This is a genomic window from Klebsiella sp. Lac1 (assembly GCF_009825425.1).
In the GTDB taxonomy this organism is placed as follows: domain Bacteria; phylum Pseudomonadota; class Gammaproteobacteria; order Enterobacterales; family Enterobacteriaceae; genus Klebsiella; species Klebsiella electrica.
This window is the reverse complement of record NZ_VJZJ01000001.1, coordinates 1,537,817-1,553,066: the sequence shown is the minus strand read 5'-3', so window position 1 is coordinate 1,553,066 and position 15,250 is coordinate 1,537,817. Positions and strand designations below refer to the sequence as shown.

13 protein-coding genes and 1 pseudogene are annotated in these 15,250 nt (G+C 57.8%); 2 read left to right on the top strand and 12 right to left on the bottom strand.

All coding sequences use genetic code 11. From position 1 onward, the window contains the following. Window positions 1-103 precede the first annotated feature (103 nt). From FNY10_RS07370 to FNY10_RS07325, 10 genes and pseudogenes are all read right to left on the bottom strand, one after another. Window positions 104-760 carry a hypothetical protein gene (locus FNY10_RS07370; protein ID WP_160703401.1) on the bottom strand — a complete coding sequence of 219 codons (657 nt, stop codon included), beginning with the start codon at window positions 758-760 and terminating at the stop codon, window positions 104-106. 197 nt (window positions 761-957) lie between these two features. Then, window positions 958-1,083 (bottom strand): hypothetical protein, encoded by a 126-nt coding sequence (locus tag FNY10_RS27160; protein ID WP_255493167.1) that lies wholly within the window; start codon window positions 1,081-1,083, stop codon window positions 958-960. Window positions 1,084-1,159: 76 nt separating this feature from the next. Continuing rightward, on the bottom strand, window positions 1,160-2,032 hold the full coding sequence (locus FNY10_RS07365) for a transporter substrate-binding domain-containing protein (RefSeq protein WP_160704021.1): 873 nt from the start codon (window positions 2,030-2,032) through the stop codon (window positions 1,160-1,162). Between the two features lie 17 nt (window positions 2,033-2,049). Beyond that, window positions 2,050-2,826: an amino acid ABC transporter ATP-binding protein gene (locus FNY10_RS07360; protein WP_160703403.1), complete on the bottom strand. Its 777-nt coding sequence runs from the start codon at window positions 2,824-2,826 to the stop codon at window positions 2,050-2,052. After that, window positions 2,810-3,739, bottom strand: coding sequence for an amino acid ABC transporter permease (locus FNY10_RS07355; RefSeq protein ID WP_160703405.1), 930 nt, complete (start codon window positions 3,737-3,739; stop codon window positions 2,810-2,812). The genes FNY10_RS07360 and FNY10_RS07355 overlap by 17 nt, the downstream gene beginning before the upstream one ends. Window positions 3,740-3,748: 9 nt before the next feature. Next, window positions 3,749-4,258: a GNAT family N-acetyltransferase gene (locus FNY10_RS07350; protein WP_160703407.1), complete on the bottom strand. Its 510-nt coding sequence runs from the start codon at window positions 4,256-4,258 to the stop codon at window positions 3,749-3,751. A gap of 11 nt (window positions 4,259-4,269) precedes the next feature. Beyond that, a pseudogene (locus FNY10_RS26810) lies at window positions 4,270-6,536 on the bottom strand (NtaA/DmoA family FMN-dependent monooxygenase). Between the two features lie 52 nt (window positions 6,537-6,588). Beyond that, entirely contained in the window at window positions 6,589-7,710 is a 1,122-nt protein-coding gene (locus FNY10_RS07335; RefSeq protein WP_160703411.1) for a M20 peptidase aminoacylase family protein, read from the bottom strand. Beyond that, window positions 7,707-8,708: an MsnO8 family LLM class oxidoreductase gene (locus FNY10_RS07330; RefSeq protein ID WP_141964649.1), complete on the bottom strand. Its 1,002-nt coding sequence runs from the start codon at window positions 8,706-8,708 to the stop codon at window positions 7,707-7,709. Before FNY10_RS07330 ends, FNY10_RS07335 begins: the two co-directional genes overlap by 4 nt. Before the next feature lie 105 nt (window positions 8,709-8,813). After that, window positions 8,814-9,359, bottom strand: coding sequence for an adenylate kinase (locus FNY10_RS07325; protein ID WP_100686475.1), 546 nt, complete (start codon window positions 9,357-9,359; stop codon window positions 8,814-8,816). Between the two features lie 477 nt (window positions 9,360-9,836). On the opposite strand from FNY10_RS07325, the gene ansP reads away from it, so the two are divergent. Beyond that, window positions 9,837-11,300 carry an L-asparagine permease gene (ansP, locus tag FNY10_RS07320; protein WP_131049035.1) on the top strand — a complete coding sequence of 488 codons (1,464 nt, stop codon included), beginning with the start codon at window positions 9,837-9,839 and terminating at the stop codon, window positions 11,298-11,300. 45 nt (window positions 11,301-11,345) lie between these two features. Here the strand turns inward: ansP and FNY10_RS07315 are convergent, their stop codons facing one another. Together FNY10_RS07315 and FNY10_RS07310 are read right to left on the bottom strand one after the other, a co-directional pair. Then, window positions 11,346-11,567, bottom strand: coding sequence for a YgdI/YgdR family lipoprotein (locus tag FNY10_RS07315; protein WP_141964650.1), 222 nt, complete (start codon window positions 11,565-11,567; stop codon window positions 11,346-11,348). A 144-nt stretch (window positions 11,568-11,711) separates the two neighbouring features. Further along, complete coding sequence (locus tag FNY10_RS07310) at window positions 11,712-12,773, bottom strand: YncE family protein (RefSeq protein ID WP_100686472.1); 1,062 nt, start codon at window positions 12,771-12,773, stop codon at window positions 11,712-11,714. Window positions 12,774-13,033: 260 nt separating this feature from the next. Between FNY10_RS07310 and pqqU the strand changes: the two genes are divergently transcribed. Then, on the top strand, window positions 13,034-15,145 hold the full coding sequence (gene pqqU / locus FNY10_RS07305) for a TonB-dependent receptor PqqU (protein ID WP_160703413.1): 2,112 nt from the start codon (window positions 13,034-13,036) through the stop codon (window positions 15,143-15,145). The last annotated feature ends 105 nt before the right edge of the window (window positions 15,146-15,250 follow it).

The following is a 15,250-nucleotide window of genomic DNA, read 5'->3' as shown; positions in this document are numbered from 1 at the left end:
TCTTTGACCGGTAGCGCTACGTTTAGCGTAGCGACGCCCTGCTTTTCAATACCTCATACCTTACCGTTTATCCGCAGAATACTCGCGGCGCTGCAAGCAATATTCATGGCTGACCATTGAGAAAGGGTGAAAATGTCTTCCAGAATTTTTTGGCGCACTGAATGTCATATAAGCTGTTAACCACGGCACTGACAATCAGAATAAACATCGCCAGGTAAACAAGAAATAAAACGACAAAACAGGCTACCGCGGCCGCGCCTGACATTTCGGCTACTACATCGGGCACCGACATAAAGAATCCGTATATGATAGCGGCAATCATCAGCACGCCGAAAATAACTATCTCCCGGCGCGCCTTTTTCCTTTTACTGGACGGTTGCGTCACGCCTGAATCCGTAACATTCAGCAGCCTCGACATCCGAAGAAAGCTATTCAGGGTTGGCTCATTGAAATCGATATTGTTGCTGGCAATATACTCAAGAATTTTATGACTGATGGTCACCGGATATCTTATGCCGATACCTTCATATAACGCCTTGATAGCCAGTAAATCAAACGGGGTAAGATCGTTTTTATTTTTCAATTGATTAATACGGCGAAACGTTGCCAGGCGTTTTTCCACATTCACTTTATCAAACTGACTGTCACGATGAAGCTTCCTGCCTTCTCCCCAGCGATTATAAACAGCGCGAATGAATGCGACAACAGCAGGAAACACCACGCCCGACAAGGGTATAATAACTTCTGATAATATATTCACTTCAATCCTTTGATGATTATTGATGTAAGAAAATCGTTCCAACAGAACTACGAAGTGAAAATATTAATCATACGAAAAACCTACGGATTTTGATAAAAATCAAAATCGTCATCATCATATTTATCTTTGGGATTAAAAACCGGAGAGCTGAAAATCAGGGGGCGTTTATCATATTAAATACGTTGTCGAAAGCTAAATCAGCCACACAACGCATAAAGTGGCATTGGCATCATCTTTGCCGATTGGTGAACAACGCGATGAAAGCCGATATCAATAATCGCGGCGCCTTCGCCATAGCCTTCTGCCCAGTCAACTAACAACATCGCCGCCTGATGTCATATCGCTGGCGAAGATTCGCCCCCGCTGTTTCGCCCTGTACTCCGGCGAAACAGCGGTTTTTTAGTAGGTAATCCCCGGCGGATTCACCTGCGATTGTGCCACCGCCTCTCCCTGTTCGCCCCAGCGCTCCAGCACCTGCTGGTACTCCCCGCGCGCAATCGCGCCATTGAGCGCCGCCTGCAGCGCATACACCAGCCCACTGCCCTTTTTGGTGGTGGTGGCGACCCACGCTTTTTTCGGCCCCAGCCCGACCACTTTGGTTGTCCCGCTCAGCGCCGCTTTATACGCTGCCGCAGACTGCGGGCCAAAAAAGACGTCGGCGCGTCCTGACTGGATATACAGGTTGCCGGAGGCGTCATCGGTCAAATAGATCGGCAACGCCGGTTGCCGCCCCGCCGCGTTGTTTTCCTCGTTCCAGCCCAGCAAAATGCGCTCCTGATTCGTACCGGATCCCACGATCACCTTACGCCCGGCCAAATCCGCCGCGCCGCTGATTTTCTCGATGGCGCTGGTGGATTTAACGGAAAATGCCAGCGAATCGACGCGATAGGTGGCGAAATCGAATTTCTCTTTGCGCTGTTCGGTGACGGCAATATTGACCAGCGCCACGTCATAGCGCCCGGAGGTGATCCCCAGCGGCCAGTCTTCCCATGCCGTCGGCACCAGCCGGAGCTTCAGCCCTAAACTGCCCGCCAGCAGACGGGCAATATCCGGGTCGCTACCGATGCGCGTCCGGTTGTCGCTGGCCAGCAGCGCCAGCGGCGGCGAGTTAAGCGCAGAAATCGCCACCGTCAGCGTACCGGGCTCGACAAAACGATAGCCGGGCGGGATCCTGGCGATCGCCGCGTTATCAACCGTTACCGGCAGCGGCTGTTCATTCGCCCGGAGATCAATTTTCGCCTGCGCCTGCGCAGAGAGGGCGCCCAGCGCCATAACAACTAACCATTTTCTCATGCCAGCACCTTTGATAAAAATTGCCGCGTACGCTGATGCTGCGGATGATTAAGCACCGCGTCGCTGCTGCCCTGCTCAATAATTTTCCCCTCGACCATAAACACCACCTGATCGGCCACTTCGCGGGCAAAACCAATCTCATGCGTCACCACCACCAGCGTAGTGCCGGAGCGGGCCAGCTTTTTAATCACATCGAGCACTTCGCCCACCAGTTCCGGGTCCAGCGCCGATGTGGGTTCATCAAACAACAGCACTCGCGGCTTGAGGGCCAGCGCCCTGGCGATAGCAATACGCTGCTGCTGGCCGCCGGAGAGATGGCGCGACCAGGCATCGGCTTTGTGGCGCAGCCCCACCACCTCCAGGAGTTCGTAAGCGTTGGCGATGGCCTCTTTGCGGCTCGTCTGCCGGTGGGCAATCGGCGCTTCAATCAGGTTTTCCAGCACCGTCAGATGCGGGAACAGATTGAAGTTCTGAAAGACATAGCCCACGTTAACGCGCTGACGCAGAATCTCCCTCTCCTTCAGCTCATAGAGCTTATCGCCCTGACGTCGATAGCCGATATAGTCGCCATCAATCTGAATAAACCCTTCATCTACCCGTTCCAGATGGTTTATGGCGCGCAGCAGGGTTGATTTCCCCGAACCGGACGGCCCGAGGATCACCGTCACCGTGCCGGGAGGGATCTCCAGAGAGACATCATCCAGCGCTTTATGGCGGCCAAAATACTTGCTGACGCCGGTAATCGAGATATGGCCGTTACGAGAGTTGGGCATGAATGGCCTCCTGCGATTTCTGCGGTTGACGAGAGGATTCATCGGCGCGCGCGCGGCGCGGCGAGTTGACCGCCGAACGGCGTTCGCTGCGTGCCAGGGCGCGTTCCACCAGATATTGAATCAGCGACAGGACGCTGGTGATCGCCAGATACCAGACGGCCCCGACCATCAGCAGCGGGATCACCTCCTGGGTCCGGTTGTAAATCATCTGGATGGTGTAAAACAGCTCGGGCATCGCCAGCACATAAACCATCGCGGTCCCTTTGGCGAGGCTGATAATTTCATTGAAACCCGCAGGCAAAATCGTGCGCAGCGCCTGAGGCAGAATAATACGCAGCGTACGCCGCCACGCCGGCAGCCCCAGCGCAGCGGCGGCCTCATACTGACCGTGGTCGACGCCGAGGAAGCCGCCGCGAATGATCTCCGCGGTATAGGCGCTCTGCACCAGCGTCAGCCCCACGACCGCCGTGGAAAACTGCCCCAGCACGTTGATGGTCTGATAATTACCCCAACTGATCCCGGTAAACGGAATACCGAGCGACAGCGTGTCGTAGAGATAGGAGAAGTTGTAGAGGATGATCAGCACCACAATCAGCGGCAGCGAGCGGAACAGCCAGATATAGCCCCAGGCCAGGCTGCTCAGCAGCCATGAAGAAGAGAGCCTGGCCAGCGCCAGCAGACCGCCGAGTATCACGCTCAGTACGGTACCCAGCAGCGTCAGCAGCAGCGTTTGTCCCAGTCCTTCCAGGATAACCGGGTCAAAGAACCAGCGAGCGAAAACCGCCCACTCCCAACGCGGGTTAAAGGCCACCGACTGCACGACGACCGCCAACACCAGTAGCGCCGCTACCGCGCCAACGGCGCGCAGCGGATAGCGCGCCGGGATCACTTTAATCGTTTCCGTTCTGTTCATGTTCTCTCCTCAGGCGCTGTGGCTTAAAATGCTTACCGCCAGCGCTTTAGTGAAGCGCAGTCGCCCATCAAACGGCGGCTGGCTGTACTCCTCCGGGTTGCGCGCCAGGTCAAACTGCGCATCGTAGCCCTGGCTCAGATAGAGCCTGACCGCTTCCGGCTGGCGAAAGCCGGTCGTCAGGTAGATATGGCTGTAGCCTGCCAGCACCGCCCGCCGCTCCAGTTCCTGGACCACCTTCGCCGCCAGCCCCTGCTGGCGCAGGGCCGGATGGGTCCAGATACGTTTGATTTCCGCCGTGCGGCTATCCTTGGGCTTATAGGCGCCGGTGGCGATAATCTCGCCGTCACGTTCAAGGACGATAAACAGCCCCTGCGGCGGCAGATACCACTCGGTCAGCTCGACCTCCGCATCGCGAGAAAAATAGTCGCCATAGCGCGACGCGTATTCGGCGAACAGGCGGTGAATAATCGGCTGGAGTTCCGGCGCTTCAGGTGAGATATCGCGAAATGCTGCACTCATATTGCCTCCTGTTAATCGCCGAGCCCGACCGGGTTAATTTCAGATTGCGGGATGCTCTCCACGCTTTCCCCCCAGCGGGTAAGCACTTTGCCATAGTCGCCGTTCTGAATGGCGCCGTTTAACGCGGTCTGTACGGCGTCCACCAACCCGCTGCCTTTTTTCAGCGTGACCGCGATGTGCGCCGCTTTCGGCCAGCCGCCATCCACGCTGCCCACCAGTTTGGTCTTCCCGGTCAGCGCGGCCTTCCAGGCGCCGATCACGTTCGGGCCAAAAAAGGCGTCGGCGCGACCGGACTGAATGGCCAGCGTCTGGGCGGCATCATCTTTGGTGTAGACCGGCGTAAAGGGCTTCAGCCCCTTTTTCAGGTTTTCCGCATTCCACGCCAGCAGAATGGCTTCCTGGTTGGTGCCGGAGCCGACGATAATCCGCAGCCCGGCAATCTCTTGCGCCTGGTCAATTTTATTCAGCGGGCTGGTACTCTTGACGTAGAAACCCAGCGAGTCCTTACGATAGGTGGCAAAGTCGAACTTCTCTTTGCGCTCTTTGGTGACGGTAATATTGCTGATCGCGGCATCATATTTGCCGGAGGAGACGCCCAGCGGCCAGTCTTCCCAGGAGGTCGGTACAACGTTCAGTTCCAGTCCCAGGCTGTCGGCGACCAGGCGGGCGATATCGACTTCGCTGCCAAGCAGGGTCTTGTTATCGTCCGAAAACACGGTCAGCGGCGGCGAGTTCAGCGCCGCGACCGCCACGGTAAATTTCCCCGGCACCGCAAAGTGATAATTGGCCGGCAACCGGGCGATAGCCTGCGGATTTTTTGCCGTATGCACCGGGACTTTGTTGGCCTCCACGCTCACGCCGGTCCCGTTGATATTGACGTCCTGCGCCCATAATGGCGCGCTGAAACCCAGCGCAAAGGCCAGTAAAAGTGACTTTTTCTGCATAGCAAACGTTCTCGTTGTTATTGTTGTTGGAATTGATTAACCGGCAGCGTCAGCCCCAGGCTTTCACGCAGCGTCGTTCCCGGATACTCCCGGCGGAACAGCCCGCGCGCTTGCAAAAGCGGCACCACCCGATCGACAAAGCGCGGGAAGGTATCCGGCGTGCCGCCCTGAATGATAAAACCGTCGGCCCCCCGCTGTTCGAACCACTGCTGCAAGCCATCGGCAACCTCCTGCGGCGTACCGGCGAACAGCGGGCGCGGACTGGCGGCTTCCAGCGCGACCTGACGCAGGGTCAGACCGCGTTCGCGGGCGTTGCGCTTAATTTCATCGGTGGTGCTGCGGAAGCTGTTTTTCCCCAGATCGCCAATATCGGGGAACGGTTCATCCAGCGGGTACTGCGCAAAGTCGTGGTGTTCGAAATAGCGCCCGAGATAGTTGAGGGCATCCTCAATCGATACCAGCGCGGCGGTGGTCTGGTATTGCTGTTCGACATCGTCGGCATCGTCACCGACAATCACGCTGACGCCCTGGAAAATATGTAATTGGTTATCCTGACGACCACAGGCCGCCAGCTGATTTTTCACATCGCGATAAAACGCCTGCGCTTCCGCCAGCGATGCCTGGTGGGTAAAAATGGCATCGGCATGGCGGGCCGCCAGTTTTTTGCCGTCATCGGAGGCCCCGGCCTGAAAAATAATCGGCCGCCCCTGCGGCGTGCGGGAAATATTCAGCGGGCCGGCAACCTGGAAAAAATCACCGCGATGGTCGAGGGTGTGCAGCTTATTTTTATCGAAGAACTGTCCGCTGGCTTTATTACGGACAAAGGCATCCTCCTCCCAGGAATCCCATAAGCCTTTCACCACCTGTAAATATTCATCGGCAATGCGGTAGCGCAGCGCGTGGTCGGGATGCTGCGCGCGCGAAAAGTTCTTTGCCGACCCTTCCAGCGGTGAGGTCACCACGTTCCAGCCCGCGCGTCCCTGGCTCAGATGGTCAAGGCTGGCAAACTGCCTCGCGGTGGTGAAAGGCTCGCTGTAGGAGGTGGATAAGGTGCCCACCAGCCCGAGATTGCGGGTGACCGCCGCCAGCGTCGAGAGCACGGTCAGCGGTTCAAAACGGTTTAAAAAATGCGGGATAGATTTCTCATTAATATATAAACCATCGGCGACAAATAAAAAGTCCAGCTTGCCCTCTTCGGCTTTTAAGGCCGTCTGTTTAACGAACTCAAAATTAATACTGGCATCCGCCTGGGCGGCCGGATGACGCCAGGCGGACATATTTCCCGATGCGCCGTGTAATATTGTGCCCAGACGCAATTGTCGTTTTTCAGACATAGCAACCCCTTTCCTTGTCGAAAATGAAAACAGAAACCCGAACGCTCAGGCGTCAGATCTGGCGTAAAGCCTGCTCAGCCAGCGCCGCAAAATAGCGGGCCGCCGGGGCGATTAAGCTGTCGTCCGGATTGTAGGCCGGGTGGTGAAGGCCAAATTCGCTGGCGCTGCCGATACTGACAAACGCGCCGGGAATATGCTGTAGATAGACGGCGAAATCCTCGCCGCCCATATGCAGATCCGCATGCCGGGTGCGGTAGCCGGAGTGGGCGGCAACATCGCCGGCAAATGTCGCCCAGCGCGAGTCATTGACCAACGCCGTCGGCCCGGCGTACCAGAACACATCAATCTGGGCACCAAAAGCACTGGCAAAACCGGCGGCAATGTCGCTGACCCGCGCTTTAACCCGCTGCTGCACTTCGCTGCTGTGGGTACGCAAGGTCCCTTCCAGCTCCACGCTTTCCGGCAGTACGTTCCAGGTATTGCCGCCCTGAATCCGCGTTACGCTCAGGACCACCGAATCGAGGGTATTCACCTCGCGGCTGGCCACGCTCTGCAGGACGGTGACCAGTTGACTGGCCAGCAAAATCGCATCTTTGCCTTCGTGCGGCCGGGCAGCATGCGCCCCTTTACCGGTGACCTTAAAGACGAAGCGATCGACGTTGGCGTAAAACGCCCCGCCGCGGGTAGCAAACTCGCCCACCGGCAGGCCGGGTTCATTATGCATACCGAAGATAGCCGCGACCCCCTCCAGCGCCCCGGCGCGAATCAGGGTTTTCGCCCCGCCAAAGTTCTCTTCCGCCGGCTGGAACAGAATCCGTACCCGTCCAGGGAGCGTCGCTTCGCGTTCTTTGAGCAGCAGCGCCGCCCCCAGCATCACGCTGGTGTGAATATCATGGCCGCAGGCGTGCATCACCCCTTCGTGTTGCGAGCGATACGGCAGGCCGGTAGTCTCGGCAATCGGCAGCGCATCGATATCCGCGCGCAGGGCGATAATCTTCTCGCCGCTGCCCACTTCGACGACCAGCCCGGTTGTCAGCTCATAGGGCAGCACCCGCAGGCCGCCGCTTTCAAGCCAGTCGCGAATGCGCGCCGTCGTCGCCACCTCCTGCAACGAGAGTTCCGGATATTGATGCAGCTCGCGCCGCCAGCTAATCAGCTGTTGTTCAAAGCTCATGGCAACACCTCCGCGCCGTGATGGGCCTGAGCCAGCAGGCGGAGTGAGTCGAGGCGCGCCTGCCCTTCGCTGACCGGCGTGTCGATGATAAATTCGTCAATATGCCAGGCAGCATGCAGGGCGTCGAGCTGCGCTTTTACCTCATCAGCGGTTCCCGCCAGCAGCGAGGCATCGCGACGGGCGATGCGCACCGGCGGACTTCCGGCCTGGCGGGCAAAGGCGGCCGCCTGCGCTTCGCTCGCCACCGTCACCCGCTGGCCGTTTTCCAGTTCAACGCCCCAGACTTCAACCTGTTGCGCCAGCTCAAGCGCCGTGGCGCGCTCTTCGGCGACGATGACCTGAATCGCGACGATGGCGTCGCGGCGACTCAGCGCCCGCCAGCGGGTTAACACCTCGCGCAGCAGCGTTTTGTCGCCGTTAAGATGGGCGGCGAAAACAAAATTCCAGTCCAGCCGGGCGGCGAGCTCAACGCTCTCCAGGCTGGCGCCGAGCAGAAATCCGTCGGCGCGGCGCGGCGGGATTGGCGTGGCGCGCAGGCTCTCTTCCCCCTCGGCATCGGTGAGCGACAGCCAGTTATCCAGCTGCGCGAGGCTGTCGGCAAATGTTCCTTTCTCCGCCGGATGAACCCCCAGTTGCAGCGCCCGCGTTGACAGCGGCAGGCCGCCCGGCGCTTTCCCGACGCCAAGATCGACACGTCCAGGCGCTATCGAGGCCAGCAGATTGAAGTTTTCCGCCACTTTGTACGGGCTGTAGTGTTGCAGCATGACGCCGCCGGATCCGACGCGAATCTGCCGGGTCTGGCCGAGGATCCAGGCGATCACCACTTCCGGCGACGGGCTGGCTAATTGATCGGTGTTGTGGTGCTCGGCAATCCAGAAGCGATGATAGCCCCAGGCTTCCGCCTGTTGCGCCAACGTTAATGTACGCGTCAGCGCCTGAGCGGCCGTTTCTCCCGCCGCCAGCGGACTTTTATCCAGGATACTGATTCGATAAGACATTTCGCAGGCTCGTATTAATTAACATACCTGCATTATTAGAATCTGCTGCGGCCACTGAGAAACAATTTATTTACATGTACTCTGCCGGAAAATAGATATACGCCGTTAACGCGCCGCCACCTGCCGCTGTAGCTGGCGGATAAAATCCTCGGTTTGCCGCGGATGGCGCAGGCGTACAAAGCGAATGTGCCGGTACGCCGGGTCAGTCATATCAGACTGATAACGCTGGCGATTATTCTTCCAGGTTTTGATGGTCCAGCCGATAATCGAGTCGCGGCTGAAGAAGGCGCGACGGAAGCTTTCACAGTTGCCGGTTCCCGGCCACAGCTCCTGACCGCGGCTGGCCCGGGAGATGGCCCGACAGACGGCCTGTCGCAGGGTTCGGGCAAAACTGTAATCCACCCACACCACCAGATCGACGTCGCGCCACTTCACCGGGCGACTGCGGTTGTAATTGCCGTCCAGCACCCAGCCAGGAGCCTCGATGGCAGCGGCCACGTCGGCGAAGAACGTCTCATCCGGCGCGCCCTGCCAGTCCGCGCGCCAGTAAAGCCTGTCCATCTCAATACAGGGAACGGACAGGATCTGCGCGAGCCGTCGCGCCAGCGTCGATTTGCCGACGCCGCTGGTACCCACTACGTTGATATTCATCGTTATCTCTCAGCCATTGCTTTGCTGGGAATCATAGCCCGAAACAGCGGGCTGGCGCTACCGGCTGGCCCGGAGAACGCGCCTGAGGGCCAGCGAGCATGCCGCAGAGTCCGGAGTAGGCTAGCCTATGTGCCGGAAGATAGCGTGCAACGGGTGCTGGCGGAAGGATGGCTCACCCGGGCCCTTGATGAGCGGACCCCCTCTTTCCCCGGTTAGCCCCTCTTTTTCTCCAGCCGCCGTCACCATACCACGACCTTCCGCCTGCTGATGGACGCCCTTCGTCGTCGAACTCATTGATATTTAAGCAAGTGCGGTCGATAAATGTTTTACGTGCGTGACTATCTCGATACGTGTAGGATGCTGCGCCATGCTCTGCTTATCTCCTACGTCAGAATGATGGGAAAGCCAGCATAACGTACTGCGACTTGGCGGTGCGAAGAACCACTCATGGACATTGACAGGAAAATGGGTACATCAATGAATACAAAGCAAAACTCGACGGCGGAGCACCATGCCGCCAGACGTCACTGGCTCAATTCTCAGGAATCGGGCTATCACAAAGCGATGGGCAACCGTCAGGTACAGATGATTGCCATCGGCGGCGCCATCGGTACCGGGCTGTTTCTCGGCGCAGGCGCGCGTTTACAGATGGCTGGCCCCGCGCTGGCGCTGGTTTATCTGGTATGCGGCCTGTTCTCATTCTTTATTTTACGCGCACTCGGCGAACTGGTTCTGCATCGGCCTTCCAGCGGCAGTTTCGTCTCCTACGCCCGCGAGTTTTTGGGTGAAAAAGCGGCCTACGTCGCCGGCTGGATGTACTTCGTCAACTGGGCGATGACCGGGATTGTCGATATCACCGCCGTGGCGCTGTATATGCACTACTGGGGCGCCTTTGGCGATGTCCCGCAGTGGGTCTTCGCGCTCGGGGCGCTGGCGATTGTCGGTACCATGAACATGATCGGCGTGAAGTGGTTCGCCGAAATGGAGTTCTGGTTCGCCCTGGTCAAAGTGCTGGCGATTGTCGCCTTCCTGGTGGTGGGGACCATTTTCCTCGGCAGCGGCAAACCGCTGGACGGCAATGCCACCGGCTTCCACCTGATTACCGATAACGGCGGCCTGTTCCCGCACGGACTGATGCCTGCGCTGGTGCTGGTACAGGGGGTGGTGTTTGCCTTTGCCTCCATCGAACTGGTCGGGACCGCAGCCGGTGAGTGTAAAGAGCCGCAGACGATGGTGCCGCGCGCCATCAACAGCGTTATCTGGCGTATCGGCCTGTTCTACGTCGGTTCCGTGCTGCTGCTGGTGCTGCTGCTGCCGTGGAATGCCTATCAGGCCGGACAGAGCCCGTTTGTGACCTTCTTCTCGAAGCTGGGCGTGCCGTATATCGGTAGCGTGATGAATATCGTGGTGCTCACCGCCGCGCTCTCCAGCCTCAACTCGGGTCTGTACTCCACCGGGCGTATTCTGCGTTCGATGTCGATGGGCGGTTCTGCACCGAAGTTTATGTCGAAGATGAGCCGTCATCACGTGCCTTATGCCGGGATTCTGGCTACGCTGGCGGTGTATATCGTCGGGGTGTTCCTGAACTATCTGGTGCCGTCGCAGGTCTTCGAAATCGTCCTCAACGTGGCTTCGCTGGGGATTATTGCATCGTGGGGCTTTATCGTGGTGTGCCAGATGCGCCTGCGTCAAGCCATCAAGGAAGGGAAAGCGGCGGATGTCAGCTTCAAGATGCCGGGTGCACCGTTCACCTCGTGGCTGACCCTGTTGTTCCTGTTCAGCGTGCTGGTGCTGATGGCCTTCGATTACCCGAACGGGACCTATACCATCGGCTCCATTCCGCTGATTGCGGTACTGCTGGTGGCCGGTTGGTTCGGCGTACGTAAGCGCGTTCATGCTATTCATAGTACTGCGCCGGGCGCACAGTCCGCGAAAAAATAACGCTATCGCGGTTTGTCCGTTTCCGGGCAAACCGCCTCTTGCGGCTTAGTTATCTTCCACCAGTTGCGATACATCGCTGCTGTTAATCTGGCGATGGTTGCCGGATTCATCCACATAGCTGGTCATACCGGTCTCTTTATCCAGACGCGGCTTACCCTGAGTCACAATGGTCTGCCCGCTTTTCGTCGTCATCACATAGTTTGAAGTACAACCGGCAAGCAGTGCCAGCATCACGCCAGCGCACAGAGCCATAAATGGCTTATTCATACATCCTCCAGAATGATTCATTCCGCCCGATAGCAGGCGGCAAAACGATAAGTGTAAAACCATAATCGCCGTAGGGCCAATAAGTGTTTGTAACAGAGGGTGATTCCGGCAGGCGGGAGGGGTTTCCCCCTCCTCAATCAGGGTTTACAGCGCAATGCGGATAACGTCATCCGGCTGGGTCGCTTCTTTCTGACGGCTTGATTCTTGCTTCACGCTGACGTACAGCGTTTTACCGTCGGCGGAGAGCGCGAGGCTGTTGGGGTGGGTTGGCGTTTTGAAGGTTTTGACCACTTTGTTGCTTTTACCATCAATCACGCTGACTTCCCCGGCTTTACGATGCGTCACGTAGACTTCATTGCGCGTCGGGTTGAACAGCACCGCCAGGGATTCCGGCGCCGCGATTTTCTGCAGCACTTTGCCGTCGCGCAGATCAACAACCAGCACTTCCGGCTGTTTGCTATCGGTAATGAAGGCGCGGTGACCCGCGGTATCCAGGCTCAGGTTCAGATAGAAGTGCTCTTTACCGTCATCCTGCAACTTCTTGCGGCTCAGAATTTTGTTGCTCTCGCTGTCGATGGTCAGCAGTTCACCGTCGGCGTTGGTGGTGTAAATACGCTTCGCATCAGCATCCACCGCCAGCCCGGTCGCCATGGCCCCGGTATTGGTGATGGTCTCTTTCAGCGTCAGCTTTTCACCATCCACCACCCAGATGACGCTCTCTTTACCCAACCCGGTGATGTAGACCGTATTGGTTTTTTCATTGACGGCCAGTTCACGCGGCGCCAGCGGGCGCACGGTTTCGCTGCGTTGACGATTGTCGAGCACCAGGCGGCCTTTCACCGCGCCGGTTTTGGCGTCAATGGCGGTAACGGTACTGTCAGTGGTGTTACCCAGCCACAGCGTTTGCGTCGCGTTATTGATCGTCGCGCCGAACGGTTTCAGATCGTTATGAATAACCTGCGTCACCTCCAGCGTGGTCGGGTCAAGACGATAAACAATCCCGCCCTTATCCAGTGAACGGCTTTGCGAAGTAGCGACCCACAGCGCATTTTCCTGCTGGCTGTAAGCCATTTCGTACGCGCCCTTACCGACCGCCTTGCGCAACATTTCTTCTGCCGCGTGAGCGCTGAAGCTCCCCGCCAGCAGTAAAGAGGTTAATAACAGTGAACGGCGCAGACGCGGCGCGGACAGATGACGTAATGACATGACGACTCCCTTGAATAAAACACCTATGTGCCTGCTTGACATTGCTTCCCTGACGCAAAGTCCTGGCTTTGCGTTCTTTTTCAAATGCGAATAGTAATCATTATTTGACATGAAGTGGAGCGTTATTTATGGCAACCGACGCTGAAAATAACCATTCGGTGCCATTATTTAACGAAAATAACGTTAATAATTTTCAAAAAATTACAAAAGAGTTAACATATCGACATATGTTCCGTTTGGTTCGTTTTACGAGTAGCTTTATGAAAATCCATTCCGTGCGCACGGCTGCACTACCTGCCCTCCTCTTTCCGCTGATCGCGGTGGCCCAGACTAACGCCAGCGATGAACAAACTATGGTTGTGACCGCCGCCCCGACCGCGGTCTCCGAACTCGATACCCCTGCGGCGGTCAGCGTCGTTAACGGGGATGAGATGCGTCAGGCGGCGCCGCGGGTGAATCTCTCGGAATCGCTGGGCGCCGTACCGGGGCTACAGGTTCAGAACCGCCAGAACTACGCTCAGGATCTGCAATTATCGATTCGCGGCTTCGGTTCTCGCTCCACTTTTGGCGTGCGCGGACTGCGCATTTATGTTGACGGCATTCCGGCCACCATGCCCGATGGCCAGGGACAGACTTCAAATATTGATATTGGCAGCATAGAGACGCTCGATGTCCTGCGCGGACCGTTCTCTGCGCTGTACGGCAACTCCTCCGGCGGCGTCATTAACGTGACGACGCAAACCGGCAGTCAGCCGCCAACCCTCGAAGCCAGCAGCTATTACGGCAGCTTCGGCAGCTGGCACTACGGTATGAAAGCGACCGGTGCCGTCGGCGACGGCACCCACGCCGGAGATGTCGATTACACCGTATCGACCAACCGCTTTACCACCCACGGCTACCGCGATCACAGCGGCGCCCGTAAAAATCTGGCCAACGCCAAACTGGGCGTGCGCATCAATGAGGTCAGTAAGCTGACTCTGCTGTTTAACAGCGTGGATATTAAAGCCAATGACGCCGGCGGCCTGAGCTACGATGAATGGCAGAATAACCCGCGCCAGTCGCCGCGCGGCGATCAGTACAATACCCGTAAGTCGACGAAGCAGACCCAGGCCGGGTTACGTTATGAACGTCAACTGAGCGAACAAGATGACCTGAGCGTGATGATGTACGCCGGCGAGCGTGAAACCACACAATATCAGTCAATCCCGCGCGCGCCGCAGCTCAATCCAGGCCATGCGGGCGGCGTTATCGACCTGACGCGTCATTATCAGGGGATTGATACCCGCTGGACCCACCGCGGCGAGCTGCTGGTGCCGGTCACCTTCACCACCGGTCTCGACTATGAAAACATGAGCGAGCGCCGTAAGGGTTACGAAAACTTTGTTATGAGCAACGGCGCGCCGCAGTATGGCGAAGAGGGCAGCCTGCGGCGTAATGAACGTAATCTGATGTGGAACATCGACCCGTATCTGCAGACCCAGTGGCAGCTGACGGACAAACTCTCCCTTGATGCCGGGGTGCGCTACAGCTCGGTGTGGTTCGACTCCAACGATTATTACGTGACGCCGGGTAACGGCGATGACAGCGGCGATGCCAGCTACCACAAATGGCTGCCCGCCAGCTCGCTGAAATATGCGCTCACCGATGCCTGGAATGTCTATCTTTCCGCCGGTCGCGGCTTTGAAACGCCGACCATTAACGAGCTCTCCTACCGTTCCGGTAACCAGAGCGGCCTGAATTTCGGCCTGCAGCCTGCGACCAATGATACGGTCGAGGTAGGCAGTAAGACGCGGGTTGGCAATGGCCTGTTTACCGCCGCGCTCTTCCAGACCAATACCGATAACGAGATTGTGGTGGATGCCAGCAGCGGCGGGCGTACCAGCTACAAAAACGCCGGTAAAACGCGTCGTCAGGGCATGGAGCTGGGGCTGGATCAGCAGTTCGGCGAAAGCTGGCGACTGAAAGCCGCATGGACCTGGCTGGATGCCACCTACCGGACCAACGTCTGTAACGATGCCGATTGCAACGGTAACCGTATTCCGGGTATCGCGCGCAATATGGGCTACGCGTCGTTCGGCTATCAGCCGGAACACGGCTGGTACGCCGGCAGCGATATTCGCTATCTGAGCGATATCATGGCTAACGATAAGAACAGCGCCAAAGCGCCGTCCTGGACGGTGGTCGGCCTCACCACAGGCTATAAGTGGAGCTACGGCAAGATGGACATGGATCTGTTCGGCCGCGTCGATAACCTCTTCGATCGCCGCTACGTCGGCTCGGTGATTGTCAACGAGTCCAACGGGCGCTACTACGAGCCCGCCCCGGGACGTAACTATGGCGTCGGCCTGAACCTCGCCTGGCGTTTTGAATAACCCCAGCACCACCGGGGAGACAGACCGCACCACCCCGTAGCCCCGGTAAGCGTAGCGCCACCGGGGAAACAGACCGCACCACCCCGTAGCCCCGGTAAGCGTAGC

Bases quoted from the DNA above. Each gene is read 5' to 3' on its own strand.
- FNY10_RS27160 (WP_255493167.1), bottom strand. From the start codon at position 1,083: ATGTTGTTAGTTGACTGGGCAGAAGGCTATGGCGAAGGCGCCGCGATT.
- FNY10_RS07365 (WP_160704021.1), bottom strand. From the start codon at position 2,032: ATGGCGCTGGGCGCCCTCTCTGCGCAGGCGCAGGCGAAAATTGATCTC.
- ansP (WP_131049035.1), top strand. From the start codon at position 9,837: ATGAATACAAAGCAAAACTCGACGGCGGAGCACCATGCCGCCAGACGT.
- FNY10_RS07355 (WP_160703405.1), bottom strand. From the start codon at position 3,739: ATGAACAGAACGGAAACGATTAAAGTGATCCCGGCGCGCTATCCGCTG.
- FNY10_RS07330 (WP_141964649.1), bottom strand. From the start codon at position 8,708: ATGTCTTATCGAATCAGTATCCTGGATAAAAGTCCGCTGGCGGCGGGA.
- FNY10_RS07325 (WP_100686475.1), bottom strand. From the start codon at position 9,359: ATGAATATCAACGTAGTGGGTACCAGCGGCGTCGGCAAATCGACGCTG.
- pqqU (WP_160703413.1), top strand. From the start codon at position 13,034: ATGAAAATCCATTCCGTGCGCACGGCTGCACTACCTGCCCTCCTCTTT.
- FNY10_RS07335 (WP_160703411.1), bottom strand. From the start codon at position 7,710: ATGAGCTTTGAACAACAGCTGATTAGCTGGCGGCGCGAGCTGCATCAA.
- FNY10_RS07310 (WP_100686472.1), bottom strand. From the start codon at position 12,773: ATGTCATTACGTCATCTGTCCGCGCCGCGTCTGCGCCGTTCACTGTTA.
- FNY10_RS07350 (WP_160703407.1), bottom strand. From the start codon at position 4,258: ATGAGTGCAGCATTTCGCGATATCTCACCTGAAGCGCCGGAACTCCAG.
- FNY10_RS07315 (WP_141964650.1), bottom strand. From the start codon at position 11,567: ATGAATAAGCCATTTATGGCTCTGTGCGCTGGCGTGATGCTGGCACTG.
- FNY10_RS07360 (WP_160703403.1), bottom strand. From the start codon at position 2,826: ATGCCCAACTCTCGTAACGGCCATATCTCGATTACCGGCGTCAGCAAG.